The sequence below is a fragment of the Paraburkholderia sp. BCC1884 genome (assembly GCF_900996225.1).
Classification (GTDB): domain Bacteria; phylum Pseudomonadota; class Gammaproteobacteria; order Burkholderiales; family Burkholderiaceae; genus Paraburkholderia.
On the sequence record NZ_CAAJGL010000065.1, the window covers coordinates 1 to 16,037 of the forward strand.

Here is a 16,037-nt window from a genome sequence, read left to right on the forward strand (position 1 = left end):
CTGATGACCATAGCGAGTCGGTACCACCCCTTCCCATCCCGAACAGGACCGTGAAACGACTCCACGCCGATGATAGTGCGGATTCCCGTGTGAAAGTAGGTAATCGTCAGGCTCCCAAGCAGCAAGCACAAACCCCACCCCTTCAAGGTGGGGTTTTTGCGTTTAACAGCCACACTACATCCCAGCGTGTAACCCACGCTTCTTGCTTACTCCATCGTCCACATCCTACGCGCCTCAAAGCCGAAATCTCCACGGGACAATCGACCGGGAAAAGCCGTCGTCCCGAGATCCCGCACCCGCTCTACTTCTCCAACGCTAGAAATCGCTGCGCTAAGCGCACCCAATAAGTTGAGCCGATCGGCAGCAACTCATCGTTGAAGTCATAGCTCGCGTTGTGCAGCATGCATGGGCCGGCACCATGCCCCGAGTCTCGATGGCCACCGTCGCCGTTGCCCAAAAATGCATAACAACCCGGTTTGGCCAACAACATGAAGGAGAAATCCTCCGCGCCCATCGTCGGTTCGACAGCGTCGTCGACATTCTCCGCGCCCACAATCTCTTTCATCACGGTAGCCGCAAAGCGTGCCTCTTCAGCGCTGTTGATGGTCGGCGGATAGTTTCGGTGGAAATGGATATTCACCGTGCAATCGTAGGCATCAGCGGTGCTGGTTGCGATTTTGCGCATACGCGTTTCAATCAGATCGAGTGTTTCTGTCGTGAACGTCCGGACCGTCCCGGCGATCCATGCATCGTTCGGTACGACATTCAGTGCATCGCCCGCATGAAACTGGGTGATCGACAACACCGCGGTGTCCAATGGTTTCTTGTTTCGCGTGATGATCCCCTGCAATCCATTGGCGATCTGAACTGCTGTGAATACTGGATCGCGACCGTTATGAGGTAGCGCGGCGTGCGATCCCACGCCCTTGATTTCAATGCGAAATTCGTTGCTTGATGCCATGATTGGACCTTCGGTCACGCCGAAATGTCCCGCCGGCATGCCCGGCCAGTTGTGGATCCCGAACACCGCATCGACCGGAAATTTCACGAATAAACCGTCGTCGATCATCGCCTGAGCGCCCGCGCCACCTTCTTCGGCCGGCTGGAAAATGAACACGATCGTGCCGTCAAATTCTCCGTGCTTGACCAGATGACGAGCGGCGCCAAGCAGCATCGCCGTATGCCCGTCGTGGCCACAAGCGTGCATCTTTCCGTCGTTTTTCGAACGATGATCGAAGCTATTCAACTCTTGAATCGGCAACGCGTCCATGTCGGCGCGCAGTCCGATGGCGCGCGAACTGTTGCCTCGCTTGAGTACGCCGACTACGCCGGTTTTGCCTAGGCCTCGGTGCGTTTCAATGCCCCAGGATTCGAGTGTTTTCGCCACCAGATCTGCCGTTGCCGTCTCTTCATAGCGCAGTTCGGGATGAGCGTGGATCGTTCGTCGAAGGGTCTGGATTTCGCCGCGAGCGGCCTGAATTTCGGGGATCAGTTTCATGATGGAGTGATGATGCGCTTGTGCTTTTGCTTGCGTGGAATCGCTCGGGGCAACCATCGCCCGGGCACGGTGATAAACGATTCTACGCTCAAGGCAATTTTGGCGGCACCATGGAGCCGCGAGTCAGTGGACGTAAAATTGGGGATTACCTCGCCGCTCACCAGGACGCATCACCGATGAACGCCCCGACCGAATTCGCCCGCGCCGTTTGCCCACACGACTGCCCCGACACCTGCGCGATGCGCGTGACCGTCGTGGATGGTCGCGCGATCAAGGTCGTCGGCGACCCCGATCATCCACCGACGCAAGGTGCGCTGTGCGCCAAAGTTACACGCTACGCGGAGCGCGTTCACCACCCGCAGCGCCTGACGACGCCAATGAAACGCATCGGCCCTAAAGGCGAAGGCCGTTTTGCACCGATCAGCTGGGACGAAGCATTTCAGCTTGCCGCCGCCCGTCTGTCGGCGATCGCCAGTCGCACACCGGAGGCCATCCTGCCATACAGCTACGCCGGCACGATGGGATTGGTACAGGGAGACAGCATTGCACAGCGGTTTTTCCATAAGATCGGCGCGTCCCAGCTCGACCGGACGATTTGCGCAGCGGCCGGTGCCGCTGGATTGAAGTACACCTACGGCGCAAGTCTCGGCATGCTCACCGAGTTTTTCGCCGAGAGCGAGGTCATCTTGATCTGGGGTTCGAATCCTATTGCGTCGAATCTGCACTTCTGGACGCGAGCTCAGGAGGCCAAACGTCGCGGCGCGCGCCTGATCGCGATCGATCCTTATCGTTCGCTGACGGCGGAAAAATGTCACCAGCACATTGCGCTAAAACCAGGCACGGACGGCGCGCTGGCACTCGGCATGATGAATGTGCTGATCGCTGAGAACATTCTCGACCACGCTTACATCGCCGCACATACGCTGGGTTTCGACGAACTGAGAGCTCGCGCGCTCGAGTATCCGCCGTCGCGTGTTGCGGTGATTTGCGGGGTAGATGAACAGGTAATCGTCGATCTTGCACGGCTTTACGGTAGCACGAAGAAAGCCGCGATTCGCACGAACTACGGGTTGCAGCGCGTGCGCGGCGGCGGCAATGCCGTGCGCGCGATCGCCTGTCTGCCGTCGCTGACGGGCGCGTGGCGCGAACGCGCTGGAGGTGCGCTGCTGTCATCCGGTGGCTGGGCGCCCGTCGACACGCACGCCTTGCAACGCCCCGACCTGATGCCGGGCTGGCCGTCGAAGCCAACCCGCGTGATCAACATGAACGCAATCGGCGACGCATTGCTGCATAAGGGCAACGCCACGTTCGGCCCAAAAATCGAGGCGATCGTCGTCTACAACTCGAATCCAGTAGCGGTCGCGCCGGATTCGGAGCGAGTTGCGGCGGGCTTCGCGCGCGAAGACCTCTTCACCATCGTGCTGGAACACTTTCAGACCGACACGGCCGACTACGCCGATCTCCTGCTGCCCGCAACGACCCAACTCGAGCATCTCGACGTGCACAAGTCGTACGGCCACACGGACGTGATGGCCAACCTGCCGGCGATCAAACCGGTCGGCGAAGCGCTTTCCAACACAGATATCTTTCGCGGCATCGCGCGTCGTATGGAGCTCGAAGAGCCGGCGCTGTTCGAAAGCGATGAAACGGTGGCCCGGAACGCGTTTCGTTGGGAGGACAAGGCGCTCGCGGGTGTCGATTGGGAAGAGCTTAAAAAGGTTGGCTGGGTCAAGCTGGCCATCCCTGATGCGCCATTTGCCGAAGGTGGATTCCGCACGCCCTCGGGCAAGTGCGAGTTTTACAGCGAGCGTCTGGCGCAACTGGGACTCGACCCGTTGCCGGATTACTTGCCGCCTTACGAGTCGGCCGACGGCGCGCCTGAGCTCGCCGCCCGTTACCCGCTCGCGATGATCTCGCCACCTGCGCGTAACTTCCTGAATAGCACCTTCGTGAATATCGAAAGCCTGCGCTCGACCGAAGGTGAGCCGCACCTCGACATTCATCCCACCGACGCCGCGCCGCGCAACATCGCGGAAGGCGACCAGGTGCGTATTTTCAACGATCGTGGCTCGATGCAAGCTCGCGCCCGCGTCACCGACAAAGCTCGCGAAGGCCTGGTCGTCGGCCTGTCGATCTGGTGGAAGAAGCTCGCGCCCGACGGCCGCAACGCCAACCAGGTCACCAGCCAGGCGCTCACCGATCTGGGCGGTTCAGCGACCTTCTACGATTGCCTCGTCGAAGTCGAGCGCGCCTGAAGCAATCTCCCCAATCCCGCGCGGCTTTCGTTCCTGACAGGTTCGAGGCCGCAGTCTAACCTGCCCGTATTTGGCGAATAGCACTGAGGCGCCCATGCTACGATTCGTTTTTAGCACGACCATTCGAAAATAAAGGAGGAGACGCTGCATGGACAAACTCTGGCTGAAATCTTATCCGCCCGGCGTTCCCGCAGAGATTGACGCGACCCGCTATTCATCGGTCGCCGAACTGCTCGAAGAGGCCTTTCGCGAGCATCGCGCCAAGCCGGCTTTCGTCTGCATGGGCAAGGAAATCAGCTACGGCGAACTCGACGCGCTTTCGCGCAAGCTCGCCGCGTGGTTCCAGTCGAAGGGCATCGCACGCGGCGCACGCATCGCGATCATGATGCCAAACGTGTTGCAATATCCGGTGGCAGTCGCCGCCATCCTGCGCGCGGGTTATGTGGTCGTGAACGTGAATCCGCTCTACACGCCGCGAGAGCTCGAGCACCAACTCAAAGACAGCGGCGCCGAAGCGATCATCCTGCTCGAGAATTTCGCCGTCACGCTGCAGGCAATCGTGCGCAACACGGCAGTCAAGCACATCGTGGTCGCGGCCATGGGCGATTTGATGGGAGTCAAGGGCACGCTGGTGAACTTCGTCGTGCGCAAGGTGAAGAAGATGGTGCCGGCATGGAGTCTGCCGGGACACATCAAGTTCAACGACGCAATATCGCAAGGCGCGCATCAGACGTTCAAGGCAGTCCAGCAAGGTCCTGACGACGTCGCCTTCCTCCAGTACACCGGTGGTACGACCGGCGTGGCGAAGGGCGCGACACTGTTGCATCGGAACCTGATCGCCAACGTGCTGCAGTCGGAGGTCTGGCTCGATCCGGTTCGCGCCAACCGTAAGGATATCGACCAGTTCATCACGGTCGTTGCGCTGCCGCTCTATCACGTGTTTGCGATGACCGTATGTGGCCTGCTGACGATCAGAACCGGCGGCCTCGGTGTGCTGATTCCCAATCCGCGCGACATTCCCGGCATGATCAAGGCCTTGCAGGGTTATCAGATCACCACGATTCCAGCCGTCAACACACTCTATAACGCAATGCTGAACAGCCCGGACTTCGACAAGCTCGATTTCTCGAAGCTGCTCACCGCGAACGGCGGCGGCATGGCGGTGCAGGAGGCCGTCGCCAAGCGCTGGTACGAGAAGACGCACACGCCGATCGTCGAAGGATACGGTTTGTCCGAAACCTCGCCGTGCGTGACCTGCAATCCGGTTACGGTCACCGAATACAGCGGCACGATCGGCTTGCCGCTGCCGTCCACGGAAATTTCGATTCGCGACGACGAGAACAACGAAGTGCCGCTCGGTCAGCCGGGCGAAATCTGCATCCGCGGCCCGCAGGTGATGGCGGGATACTGGAACCGTCCGGACGAGACGGCGAAGGTGATGACCCCCGACGGTTTCTTCAAGTCGGGCGATGTCGGCATCATGAACGAGAACGGCTTCGTGAAGATCGTCGACCGCAAGAAGGACATGATTCTGGTTTCGGGTTTCAACGTCTATCCGAACGAAATCGAGGACGTGGTCGCCAAGCTGCCGGGCGTGTTCGAAGTTGCCGCGGTCGGTGTGCCGGACCAGCATTCGGGTGAAGCGGTGAAGCTGTTCGTCGTGAAGAAGGATCAGGCGCTGACCGACGCCGACATCTTCGCGTACTGCAAGCTGCAGTTGACTGGCTACAAGCGTCCGAAGATCGTCGAGTTCCGCACGGAGTTGCCCAAGAGCAATGTCGGCAAGATTCTGCGCCGCGAGTTGCGCGACGGCCGGGCGTAAGCACCGAGCGAGAAACCGCAAAAGGCCCGGCAGACGAGACAGTCTGCCGGGCCTTTTTCTTTGCGCCGTCACGCCATAAAAAAAGGCGCCCGAAGGCGCCTTTGAGGCATGCTGCTTTATTACGACTTATTAGAACTTGTGACGGATACCGATGCGAGCCGTGAGCTGGTTCTGGTTCTGCGACGGCGTAATACCGTTGATGCTTGCCGTAGCGGCTTGCACACCGCCCGTAGACGACAGCGTATCGCCCAGAGCGTGTTGGTACACACCCGTCACGTACACGTCGGTACGCTTCGACAGGAAGTAGTCCACGCCGATCGCGCCTTGGTGGTACTGAGCGCGCGATGCGCCGGCGATGTCTGCGCCGCGCGTGTAGTCATACGCTGCGCCGATCAGCAGTGCCGGGGTCAACTGATACTTGAAGTTGAGTTCGCCGTTGTTGAACGTAGCCGACTGACCCTTGTACGGCGATGCGAAAGTCGCGCCCAGGTTGCCAAAGCGGATGTTCGAGTACGTTGCACCGATCGTTGCTGCGCCGAACGTGTAAGCACCGCCTGCACCGATAACCTGGTACGTGTTAGCCGACGCGAAGCCAGCGTACACCGGCGACGTGACTGCGTAGCTAGCAGCAGCGGTAGCCGTCTTGGCCGTGTTCGTTGCGATCGTGCCGCCGTCGTTGAACAGGCCGCCCGAAGCGCCTGCCGTACGTGCGTTCAAGTAACCGACGCCGAGAACGAGAGGACCGTTGTTGTAGCCAGCGCCCAACGACCAGATCTGGTTCTGCGTGACGTTGCCTGCAATGCCACCCAGGCTATACGTGCCGCCGAACGTCAGGCCGTTGTAGTTTGCGCTCGTGTACTTGACCGTGTTGTTGGTGCGGTACGTGTTGTTGAAGTTGTCGATGTCGCCCGGGTGAGCAGCGATGTAGCCGCCCCACTGATCGCCCACTTCCAGCGGACCCACGTAGTCGACCACGGAGTCGTATTGACGACCCAGCGCGACCGTACCGAATTGGCTCGACAGACCAACGTAAGCTTGACGACCGAACATCAGGCCGCCTTGACCCAGCTTGCCGTTGTTCACGTCAAAGCCGTTTTCCAACACGAAGATTGCCTTCAGACCGCCGCCCAGATCTTCCGTGCCGCGCATACCGAAACGCGAGCCTTGCAGAACGCCGCTGGACAGGTTGTACAGGTGCGAACCACCTGCATTGGTGTTGATGTTGAAGCCTTCGTCAATGATACCGTACAGGGTCACGCTGCTCTGCGCATGTGCCACGCCTGCGAATGCGCCCAGTGCTGCGAGAGCGAGAAGCGACTTTTTCATCGAATGATCTCCAAGGATTACGAATCTTTTGTACAAGGCGAATATTTATCTAGCGTTGAGGCCTTGCTTGTCCAACTTCGCGAGAAGTTGCACGTAATGTAACAAAAGGCATACATGGCACAAAGGAAAAGGAGACGCCCAGGAAGCGTCCTGTTTCGTTTACGCAACATGGTCTAAAATCGAAAATTAGCCGCTTAAATTATGCCGATCGAAGGTGCTCGCAAAGCCGGTTTTGCCCCGCAAAGCCTTGTCGAGCGGACCTGTCGACTCAGCGGCTCGGTAGTTGAACAAGGGAGTGCTGAATGTTTCTGGACGAGTTGATTAGCGAGTTTGATCGGGGTTTACGCTCAATGACCGGCGTGTCGCGGATGAGTCGTCCGTTGCCGGTTCCGCAAGAATCCACGGTGATGGCGGACGCCCCTGAACTCTCACCGGCGGAGCGTGCGCATGCGGCAGGTCTGATGCGCGTCAATCATGTCGGTGAGGTGTGCGCCCAGGCGTTGTATCAGGCGCAAAAACTCGCCACGCGCTCGGCGTCCTTGCGCGCGGTTTTCAATCACGCGGCTATTGAGGAAGAGGACCATCTTGCGTGGACCGCGAAGCGACTCGAAGCACTCGACTCGCGTCCGAGTCTGCTGAACCCGCTGTGGTACACCGGCGCGCTGGCTATCGGACTCGCTGCGGGGCGCATGGGCGATCGCGTGAGTCTCGGCTTCATGGCCGAAACGGAGCGTCAGGTGGAGCAGCATCTCGATAGCCATCTGGAGCAACTGCCCGCCGCGGACCACGAGTCGCGTGCGATCGTCGAGCAGATGCGTGTCGACGAAGCTGAGCACGGCAAGGCGGCGATCGACGCCGGCGGCATCGACTTGCCTTTCCCCGTGCGTGCGCTGATGCGCGCAGTGTCGAAAGTCATGACCCGCACCGCCTATTACATATAAGTCCGCGCGCTCCGCGCAAGCATCGACCGAAAGTGGGACGGCGCCACGCGCGCCGTCTTCCAAAAGTGTCTGCAACGCCACCTGACCCCGCCCAATCCCGCCTGACGATCGCTTACATTCCGCGCCTTTCCCTCGTACTTTTCACGTATCACCTTCACAAGTTGCACTAGCTCATTCATTTATAACGGTTTTCCGTTTTATGTCTGACGTGAAGGAGTCACGCTAAGTCCTTGTTCTAACAAACAAAATTCGCTCGAAAAGCTTGTATCTCCCTTGACCCCTGTTTAGCGTTACTCTAAAGTGGGAGACAGTGTGAGAAAGTGTATTTTTGTGTGATCTCACAAGCGGTTTCGGGTAGATTTTCACGAATCGGGCATGGGACCGGAGTCAGCGCTGAGGCGCTAACTCTGGTCGACATAGGGGAGATCAAAGTGTTCCAAGGGGCGTCGGCGCTGACGCTCGATGCGAAAGGGCGGATGTCGATTCCCTCTCGCTATCGGGATGCGCTGCAAACACAGGCAGAGGGCCGGGTGACGATCACCAAGCACCCGGACGGCTGCCTGTTGCTCTTTCCGCGCCCGGAATGGGAGATCTTCCGCGACAAGGTCGACAAGCTGCCCATGAACGCAGCCTGGTGGAAGCGCATTTTTCTCGGCAATGCAATGGACGTCGATATGGACGGCGCAGGACGCGTGCTCGTGTCGCCGGAATTGCGCGCGGCTGGATCGCTGGAAAAAGAAGTGAACCTGCTCGGTATGGGTCGTCACTTCGAGTTGTGGGACGCACAAATTTACGCCGCGAAGGAACAGGCGGCGATCGCCGAGGGCATGCCCGAAGCGTTAAAGAATTTCACGTTCTGATCGCGGCTTACATATATGGCACCGGCGATGGGAAATGAATTGCAGCATCGCACGGTGCTGCTGGATGAAGCGGTCAACGCGCTGGTCAATCGCGCGGACGGCGTTTATGTGGACGGCACGTTCGGGCGCGGTGGTCACAGCCGTCTGGTGTTGGAGAAGCTGGCCGAGTCGGGGCGCCTCATCGCGTTCGACAAAGACCCGCTGGCCATCGCCACGGCGCAGCAGATCACGGATCCGCGCTTTGGCATCGTGCACGAGAGTTTTGCTTCACTGCGCGACGCGATTGCGGAGCGCGGAGTAGGGCGGGTGTCGGGCGTATTGCTGGATCTGGGCGTGTCGTCGCCGCAAGTCGACGATCCCGAGCGGGGCTTCAGCTTCCGCGCGGACGGCCCACTCGACATGCGGATGGACCCGACGCGCGGCGAGTCTGCCGCTGACTGGCTGGCGCGGGCCACGGTGCAGGAACTGACGGAGGTGATCAGAGATTATGGGGAAGAACGGTTTGCTTTTCAGATTGCAAAGGCGCTTGTTGCTCGCCGGGCAGAGTCCGACCGTCTTGGGCCTCTCGTCAGCACGGGCGAGCTTGCCCAAATCGTGGCTAACGTCGTCAAGACCCGTGAGAAGGGCAAGGATCCGGCAACCCGCACCTTTCAAGCTATACGGATTCACATCAATCAAGAGCTTGCGGAGCTGCAAGTCGTTTTAGAAGCAGCGTTGTCGCTGTTGGAGCAAGGGGGGCGGCTGGTGGTCATCAGCTTTCATTCGCTCGAGGACCGGATCGTCAAACGATTCATGCAGGCGCACGCAAGTACGCCTCAGGTGGATCGCCGTCTGCCGATTCGCGCCGTCGATCTGCCGAGCCCCCCGCTCAAAATCATCGGCCGTGTGTTCGCGAGCGACGCTGAAGTCGCCGCCAACCCGCGCGCCCGTTCTGCCGTGATGCGCGTGGCGGAGCGAATCGCACCATGAATCGCCTCAATATCTTCCTGCTGATGATCGTGATGGGTTGCGCTTTGTCTGTCGTCAACGCGACCAATCAGCAGCGGCAGATCTTTATCCAGTTGCAGCGCGCTCAATCGCAGGAGCACCAACTGCAGCAGGATTATTCGCAGCTTCAATATCAGCAGAGCGCGCTGTCGAAAACCTCGCGTATCGAGCAGATCGCCACGGATTCGCTGAAGATGCAATCGGTCACGACCGGACGCACCCAGTACCTGACGCTCGACCCGGGCGCCGTCAAGGCTGAGGACGCGCCGATTCCCACGTCCGGTCCGGCTTCGGCACCGGTCGCGAACCGTCGCGGAGCCACGCGATGAAAAAATCGTCGACTCGCAAGAGCGTCGCCTTCTCGGCCAATCCGATCCTGTCGGTGCGTCTGCCGATGTGGCGTTCGAAACTCGTCGTGTTCATGTTGTTCATGGCGTTTCTCGCGCTGGCGGGGCGGGCCTTCTGGATTCAGGGTCCGGGCAACGCGTTCTATCAGAAGCAAGGCGAAATCCGCTATCAGCGCCGCCTCGAATTGCAGGCCACGCGCGGCAAGATTCTCGACCGTAACGGTCTCGTGCTCGCAACCAGCCTGCCGGTGCGCGCCATCTGGGCGATTCCCGAATCGGTGCCGGACGACCTCGGCGCCGAAAAGCTGAATTCGCTCGGGCAACTGCTCGGCATGAGCAACAAGGAACTGCGCGCCAAGCTGTCGGAAGACAAGAACTTCGTCTACGTGAAGCGTCAGGTGCCGGTGGACGTCGCGGAAAAAGTCGCGGCGCTGGACATCCCCGGCATCTACGCGCGCGACGAGTACAAGCGCTTCTATCCGGAAGGCGAGATCACGGCTCACCTGATCGGCTTTACTAATGTAGAAGACGAAGGTCAGGAAGGCGTCGAACTCGGCGACCAGAAGTTGCTCGCCGGCATGTCGGGCAGCCGCCGCGTGATCAAGGACCGCATGGGTCACATCATCGAAGATGTGGACGAGCAGGTCGTGCCGCACAATGGCCAGGACGTGGACCTGTCGATCGACAGCAAGATCCAGTACATCGCCTATACCAACCTGAAGGCGGCCGTCGAGAAATTCAAGGCCAAGGCCGGCGCGGCGATGGTGATCGACGTACGGACCGGCGAAGTGCTGGCGCTCGTCAATTACCCCACGTACAACCCGAACGACCGTTCGCACCTGACCGGCGATCAACTGCGCAACCGCATCCTGACCGACACGTTCGAGCCGGGCTCGATCATGAAGCCGTTCACGATCTCGCTCGCCCTCGATCTGCACCGCGTCACGCCGACTACACTGGTAGATACGGGGAGCGGCCGCTTCGTGCTCGACGGCGCGCCGATTACCGACGACAGCGGATTCGGCGTGTTGACGGTGGGTGGCGTGATCCAGAAGTCGAGCAACATCGGCGCGACCAAGATCGCCATGCAGCTCAAGCCCGAAGAGATGTGGAACATGTACACCAGCATCGGTCTCGGCCAGGCGCCGAAGGTCGGCTTCCCGGGCGCGGCGGCGGGCCGTCTGCGTCCGTGGAGAAGCTGGCGCCGCATCGAGCAGGCGACCATGTCGTATGGCTATGGCCTGTCGGTGTCGCTGTTCCAGCTCGGCCGCGCTTACACAGCAATCGCCCACGACGGCGAGATCATGCCGGTGTCGATTTTCCGCACGCCTGGCGATCAGCCGGCCACGGGCCCGCAAATCTTTGCACCCACCACTGCTCGCGAAGTGCGCGCCATGCTCGAAACCGTGACGGCGCCGGGCGGTACGTCGCCGGATGCAGCGGTGCCGGGTTACCGCGTCGGCGGCAAGAGCGGTACGGCGTATAAGCACGGCGCTCATGGTTACGACCACTCCAAGTATCGCGCTTCGTTTGTCGGCATGGCGCCGATGCCGAATCCGCGCATCGTCGTCGCTGTGTCGGTCGACGAACCGACTGCCGGCAGCCACTTCGGCGGTCAGGTGTCGGGGCCGGTGTTCTCGGCGATCGTCGGGGATACGCTGCGTTCGCTGAACGTGCCGCCGGATATGCCGGTCAAGCAGATGGTGGTGTCGGACGATTCGGCGCCGCCCGCGCCGACTGCGCCGGCCACGCCTGCCACGGCCAAGAAGCTTTCCACGAGCGCCGGCGCGAAGAAGATGACGATTTCGGCCAACGCGAAGAGCCATCCGGGAGTGCTGCGATGAGCGCGTTGCGCACCCGGCACCCCGCGCACCGGTCGATCGCCGACGCCCTCAACTGGCTGCACGCTCACGTGCAGCCAGGCGCGCATCTGCACGCCGACACGCGCTCGCTCGTAGCCGGCGACGCGTTTTTCGCCTACGCGGTGGACGGCGCGGACAACCGCCCGTATATCGACGGCGCGCTCGAACGTGGCGCGGTTGCCGCGCTGGTGCAGCCCGAAGGTTTCGGCGGCGCAATCGATCCGTCCACGATGCTGGCCGTGCCGGCGTTGAACGAACTCGCGGGCTCGATCGCGAGCGGCTGGTACATGGATCCGAGCGACGCCATGCTGACGATCGGCATCACCGGTACCAACGGCAAGACTTCCTGCAGCCAGTGGATTTCGGCGGCGTTGACGGCGCTCGGCACGCGTTGCGCGATCATCGGCACGCTGGGCACGGGCTTGCCCGGTCAGCTGGTGCACACCGGCTTCACGACGCCCGATGCGCCGCAACTGCAACGCAGCCTCGCGCAACTGCGCGACGCGGGGGCGCAGGCGGTGGCGATGGAAGTGTCGTCGCATGCGTTGCATCAAGGCCGCGTGAACGGCACGGCGTTCGACATCGCCGTGTTCACGAATCTCACGCAAGACCATCTGGATTATCACGGCACCTTCGAGGCGTACGAAGCGGCCAAGGCGCGGCTGTTCGCGTGGCCGGACCTGCGCGCGGCGGTGATCAACCGCGACGATGCGGCTGGCCGCCGTCTGCTTGCCAGCACGCAAGGTCACGCCCGCACGATCGCCTACGGTCTTGACGACACCCTGCAAGACGCACCGCAAGCCGACGCGTTGCTGCTCGCCTCGAACGTGCGCGCCACCGCCACCGGCACGGCGTTCCATCTGACCACGTCCGACTGGGGCAGCGCCGACGTCGAAGTGCAAACGCTCGGCGCGTTCAATGTCAGCAACCTGCTCGGGGTACTCGGTGCGCTGCTCGCCGCCGACGTGCCGTTCGAAGCCGCGCTTGCCGAACTGGCGAAGCTCGAACCGGTGAATGGCCGCATGCAGCGCCTGGGCGGACGTTTGCAGAACGACGAACCGCTCGTCGTGATCGATTACGCGCACACACCGGACGCACTGGAAAAGACGCTCGAAGCGCTGCGCCCGATGGCGGCCGCACGCGGCGGCGAACTCATCTGCATGTTCGGCTGTGGCGGCGACCGCGACGCGACCAAGCGTCCGCTGATGGGCGCGATTGCCGAGAAGCTCGCCGACGGCGTCGTCGTCACGAGCGACAACCCGCGTAGCGAAGACCCGCAATCGATCATCGAGCAGATCGCCAGGGGGATGACAGACGCGTCCAAAGCGCGCCGTGTCGAGGACCGCGCGAGCGCGATCCTGCAGGCGATCCGCAGCGCCGCGCGCGAAGACGTCATCGTGCTGGCCGGCAAGGGGCACGAAGCAACACAGGAAATCATGGGTAAGAAACGCGCTTTCTCCGATCAGGATCACGCCCGCCTCGCGCTGGCCGCGCGCGCGACGCATGCACGCGGAGGTGGCGAATGAGCATGTTTTCGCTGCATGAAGCCGCCGCGCTGATTCCCGGCGCCACCGTGATTGGCGACGCTAGCGTCACGTTCGACCGCGTCTCGACCGATAGCCGCAGCGCCGGTCCCGGCGATCTGTTCGTCGCGATCAAAGGTGACCGTTTCGACGCGCACGACTTCCTGCCGGAAGTCGCGGCACGCAACGTCACGGCAGCGCTGGTCTCGCGCATGCCCGCTGACTGGAACGTGCCGTCCTTGCAAGTGCGTGACACGCGCGTCGGCCTGGGCGCGCTTGCGCGCGGCTGGCGTCGCAAGTTCAGCATGCCGCTCGTCGCCGTCACGGGCAGCAACGGCAAGACCACGGTCAAGGAAATGATCGCGTCGATCTTCGCCGCTGCGGCTGGCGAACCGGCGCGTCTTGCGACTGCGGGCAACTTCAACAACGACATCGGCTTGCCGCTCACGCTGTTCCGTCTGCACGCCGCGCACCAACTCGCGGTGGTCGAACTCGGCATGAACCATCCGGGCGAGACTTCGTTGCTGGCGAAAATCGCCGAGCCGACCGTCGCCGTGGTGAACAACGCGCAGCGCGAGCATCAGGAATTCATGGCGACCGTGGAAGCGGTCGCACTCGAACATGCGAGCGTGATTCACGCGCTGTCGCCGGAAGGCGTTGCCGTGTTCCCGGCCGACGATGCCTACGCGAGCATCTGGCGCGTCGCCGCCACGGGCAATCGCATCGTCGATTTCGCACTAAACAACGATGGCCGTTCGACCGAAGCGGCAGTCAAAGGCACGTTCGACGGCAAGCAACTGAGCATCACCACGCCTGCAGGCTCGCTCGACGTCACGCTGCAAGTGCTCGGCGACCACAACGCGCACAACGCGCTCGCCGCCACCTCCGCCGCTTTGGCTGCGGGCGTGTCGCTCGACGCGATCAAGCGCGGTCTTGAGTCGTTCGGCGCCGTGAAGGGCCGCCTGCAAGTGAAGCAGGCCGCGCTCGGCACGCTCGCCGGCGCGACCGTGATCGACGACACCTACAACGCCAATCCCGATTCGATGCGCGCCGCGATCGACGTGCTCGCTTCGTGCGCGTCGCCGCGCGTGCTGGTGATGGGCGACATGGGCGAAGTCGGCGACAACGGTCCGGCGTTTCACCGCGAGATCGGTGCTTACGCCAAAGAACGCGGCATCGACGCGCTTTACGCCATGGGCGACGCCTCGCGCGACGCCTGCACCGCGTACGGCGCCGATGCGCATCACGTGGCCGACGTCGGTACGTTGGTCGCGCAATTGCAGCAGGCCGGTTTCGGTGCCGCTGCAACGCTTCTCGTGAAAGGCTCGCGCTTCATGCAAATGGAGCGCGTGGTGGACGCCGTGACGAGTCCACAACCCAACGCAGCGGGCTCGACGCCCGCTGCACATTGAAATAGAAGGACCGAAGCATGCTACTGGCGCTGGCGCAATGGCTGCAGAATGACGCAAGCTTCTTGCGCGTGTTCAGTTATCTGACTTTTCGTGCGGTGATGGCGACCATCACCGCGCTGCTGATCGGGCTCGTCTGCGGCCCGGCGGTGATTCGCAAGCTGACCGCGATGAAGGTCGGCCAGGCTGTCCGTAAAGACGGTCCGCAATCGCACCTTATCAAGTCGGGTACGCCGACCATGGGCGGCGTGCTGATTCTGCTCGGTATCGCGGTGGCGACGCTGCTGTGGGCCGATCTGACCAATCGTTTCATCTGGATCGTGATGCTGGTGACGTTCGGCTTCGGCGTGATCGGCTGGGTCGACGATTACCGCAAGGTCGTCCACAAAGATCCGCGCGGCATGTCGTCGCGCGAAAAGTATTTCTGGCAGTCGGTGATCGGCCTCTTTGCTGCGGTGTATCTCGCGTTCAGCGTGTCGGAAGCGAGCAACGTGCGCGTGTTCGATCTGTTCATGGCGTGGGTGCGTAGCGGCCTGTCGCTCGGTTTGCCGGCGCGCGCCGACCTGATGCTGCCGTTCGTGAAGTCGATCAGCTATCCGCTCGGCGTGTGGGGCTTCATCGTGCTGACGTATCTGGTGATCGTCGGTGCGAGCAACGCGGTCAATCTCACCGACGGTCTCGACGGCCTCGTGATCATGCCGGTCGTATTGGTCGGTGCGTCGCTCGGTGTGTTCGCGTATGTGATGGGCAGCTCGGTCTATTCGAAATACCTGCTGTTTCCGCACATCGCGGGCGCCGGTGAGTTGCTGATTTTCTGTTCGGCGATGGGCGGGGCAGGGCTCGCGTTCCTCTGGTTCAACACGCACCCGGCGCAGATGTTCATGGGCGACGTCGGCGCGCTCGCGCTCGGTGGCGCGCTCGGCACGGTGGCGGTGATCGTGCGTCAGGAGATCGTGCTCTTCATCATGGGCGGGATTTTCGTCGCCGAGACGCTTTCGGTGATGCTGCAGGTCACGTGGTTCAAATTCACCAAGCGCCGTTTTGGCGAAGGGCGGCGTCTCTTCAAGATGGCGCCGCTGCATCACCATTTCGAATTGTCGGGTTGGAAGGAGACGCAGGTGGTCGTGCGTTTCTGGATCATCACGCTGATGTTGTGTCTCTTTGGTTTGTCCACGCTCAAGTTGCGTTAAGCAGGTATTAGGGGAAG

At 61.5% G+C, this 16,037-nt stretch carries 12 protein-coding genes and 1 rRNA gene; 11 read left to right on the top strand and 2 right to left on the bottom strand.

The window, feature by feature from the left end:
- Nucleotides 1-112: ribosomal RNA gene (gene rrf, locus FQ705_RS05740) — 5S ribosomal RNA — on the top strand.
- 189 nt (nucleotides 113-301) lie between these two features.
- Here the strand turns inward: rrf and FQ705_RS05745 are convergent.
- Nucleotides 302-1,498 carry a M20 aminoacylase family protein gene (locus tag FQ705_RS05745; RefSeq protein ID WP_144138447.1) on the bottom strand — a complete coding sequence of 399 codons (1,197 nt, stop codon included), beginning with the start codon at nucleotides 1,496-1,498 and terminating at the stop codon, nucleotides 302-304.
- Between the two features lie 176 nt (nucleotides 1,499-1,674).
- Here FQ705_RS05745 and FQ705_RS05750 point away from each other — a divergent pair, with 176 nt between their 5' ends.
- Nucleotides 1,675-3,753, top strand: a complete 2,079-nt coding sequence (locus FQ705_RS05750; protein WP_144138448.1) for a molybdopterin-dependent oxidoreductase — start codon at nucleotides 1,675-1,677, stop codon at nucleotides 3,751-3,753.
- Between the two features lie 148 nt (nucleotides 3,754-3,901).
- Complete coding sequence (locus tag FQ705_RS05755; RefSeq protein WP_144138449.1) at nucleotides 3,902-5,575, top strand: long-chain fatty acid--CoA ligase; 1,674 nt, start codon at nucleotides 3,902-3,904, stop codon at nucleotides 5,573-5,575.
- Between the two features lie 129 nt (nucleotides 5,576-5,704).
- Here the strand turns inward: FQ705_RS05755 and FQ705_RS05760 are convergent, their stop codons facing one another.
- Nucleotides 5,705-6,901 carry a porin gene (locus FQ705_RS05760; RefSeq protein WP_144138450.1) on the bottom strand — a complete coding sequence of 399 codons (1,197 nt, stop codon included), beginning with the start codon at nucleotides 6,899-6,901 and terminating at the stop codon, nucleotides 5,705-5,707.
- A 302-nt stretch (nucleotides 6,902-7,203) separates the two neighbouring features.
- Here FQ705_RS05760 and coq7 point away from each other — a divergent pair, with 302 nt between their 5' ends.
- The 8 genes from coq7 (at nucleotide 7,204) to mraY (ending at nucleotide 16,020) form a co-directional block, all read left to right on the top strand.
- Nucleotides 7,204-7,842 carry a 2-polyprenyl-3-methyl-6-methoxy-1,4-benzoquinone monooxygenase gene (gene coq7 / locus FQ705_RS05765; RefSeq protein ID WP_144138451.1) on the top strand — a complete coding sequence of 213 codons (639 nt, stop codon included), beginning with the start codon at nucleotides 7,204-7,206 and terminating at the stop codon, nucleotides 7,840-7,842.
- Nucleotides 7,843-8,273: 431 nt separating this feature from the next.
- Complete coding sequence (gene mraZ / locus FQ705_RS05770) at nucleotides 8,274-8,702, top strand: division/cell wall cluster transcriptional repressor MraZ (RefSeq protein WP_025647927.1); 429 nt, start codon at nucleotides 8,274-8,276, stop codon at nucleotides 8,700-8,702.
- Between the two features lie 15 nt (nucleotides 8,703-8,717).
- Nucleotides 8,718-9,671 carry a 16S rRNA (cytosine(1402)-N(4))-methyltransferase RsmH gene (gene rsmH, locus FQ705_RS05775; RefSeq protein WP_144138452.1) on the top strand — a complete coding sequence of 318 codons (954 nt, stop codon included), beginning with the start codon at nucleotides 8,718-8,720 and terminating at the stop codon, nucleotides 9,669-9,671.
- Nucleotides 9,668-10,018 (top strand): cell division protein FtsL, encoded by a 351-nt coding sequence (gene ftsL, locus FQ705_RS05780; protein WP_144138453.1) that lies wholly within the window; start codon nucleotides 9,668-9,670, stop codon nucleotides 10,016-10,018. The genes rsmH and ftsL overlap by 4 nt, the downstream gene beginning before the upstream one ends.
- Complete coding sequence (locus FQ705_RS05785; RefSeq protein ID WP_144138454.1) at nucleotides 10,015-11,880, top strand: peptidoglycan D,D-transpeptidase FtsI family protein; 1,866 nt, start codon at nucleotides 10,015-10,017, stop codon at nucleotides 11,878-11,880. Before ftsL ends, FQ705_RS05785 begins: the two co-directional genes overlap by 4 nt.
- Nucleotides 11,877-13,424 carry a UDP-N-acetylmuramoyl-L-alanyl-D-glutamate--2,6-diaminopimelate ligase gene (locus tag FQ705_RS05790; RefSeq protein ID WP_144138455.1) on the top strand — a complete coding sequence of 516 codons (1,548 nt, stop codon included), beginning with the start codon at nucleotides 11,877-11,879 and terminating at the stop codon, nucleotides 13,422-13,424. The genes FQ705_RS05785 and FQ705_RS05790 overlap by 4 nt, the downstream gene beginning before the upstream one ends.
- On the top strand, nucleotides 13,421-14,833 hold the full coding sequence (murF, locus tag FQ705_RS05795) for a UDP-N-acetylmuramoyl-tripeptide--D-alanyl-D-alanine ligase (protein WP_144138456.1): 1,413 nt from the start codon (nucleotides 13,421-13,423) through the stop codon (nucleotides 14,831-14,833). The genes FQ705_RS05790 and murF overlap by 4 nt, the downstream gene beginning before the upstream one ends.
- A gap of 17 nt (nucleotides 14,834-14,850) precedes the next feature.
- Nucleotides 14,851-16,020: a phospho-N-acetylmuramoyl-pentapeptide-transferase gene (gene mraY / locus FQ705_RS05800; protein WP_144138457.1), complete on the top strand. Its 1,170-nt coding sequence runs from the start codon at nucleotides 14,851-14,853 to the stop codon at nucleotides 16,018-16,020.
- The last annotated feature ends 17 nt before the right edge of the window (nucleotides 16,021-16,037 follow it).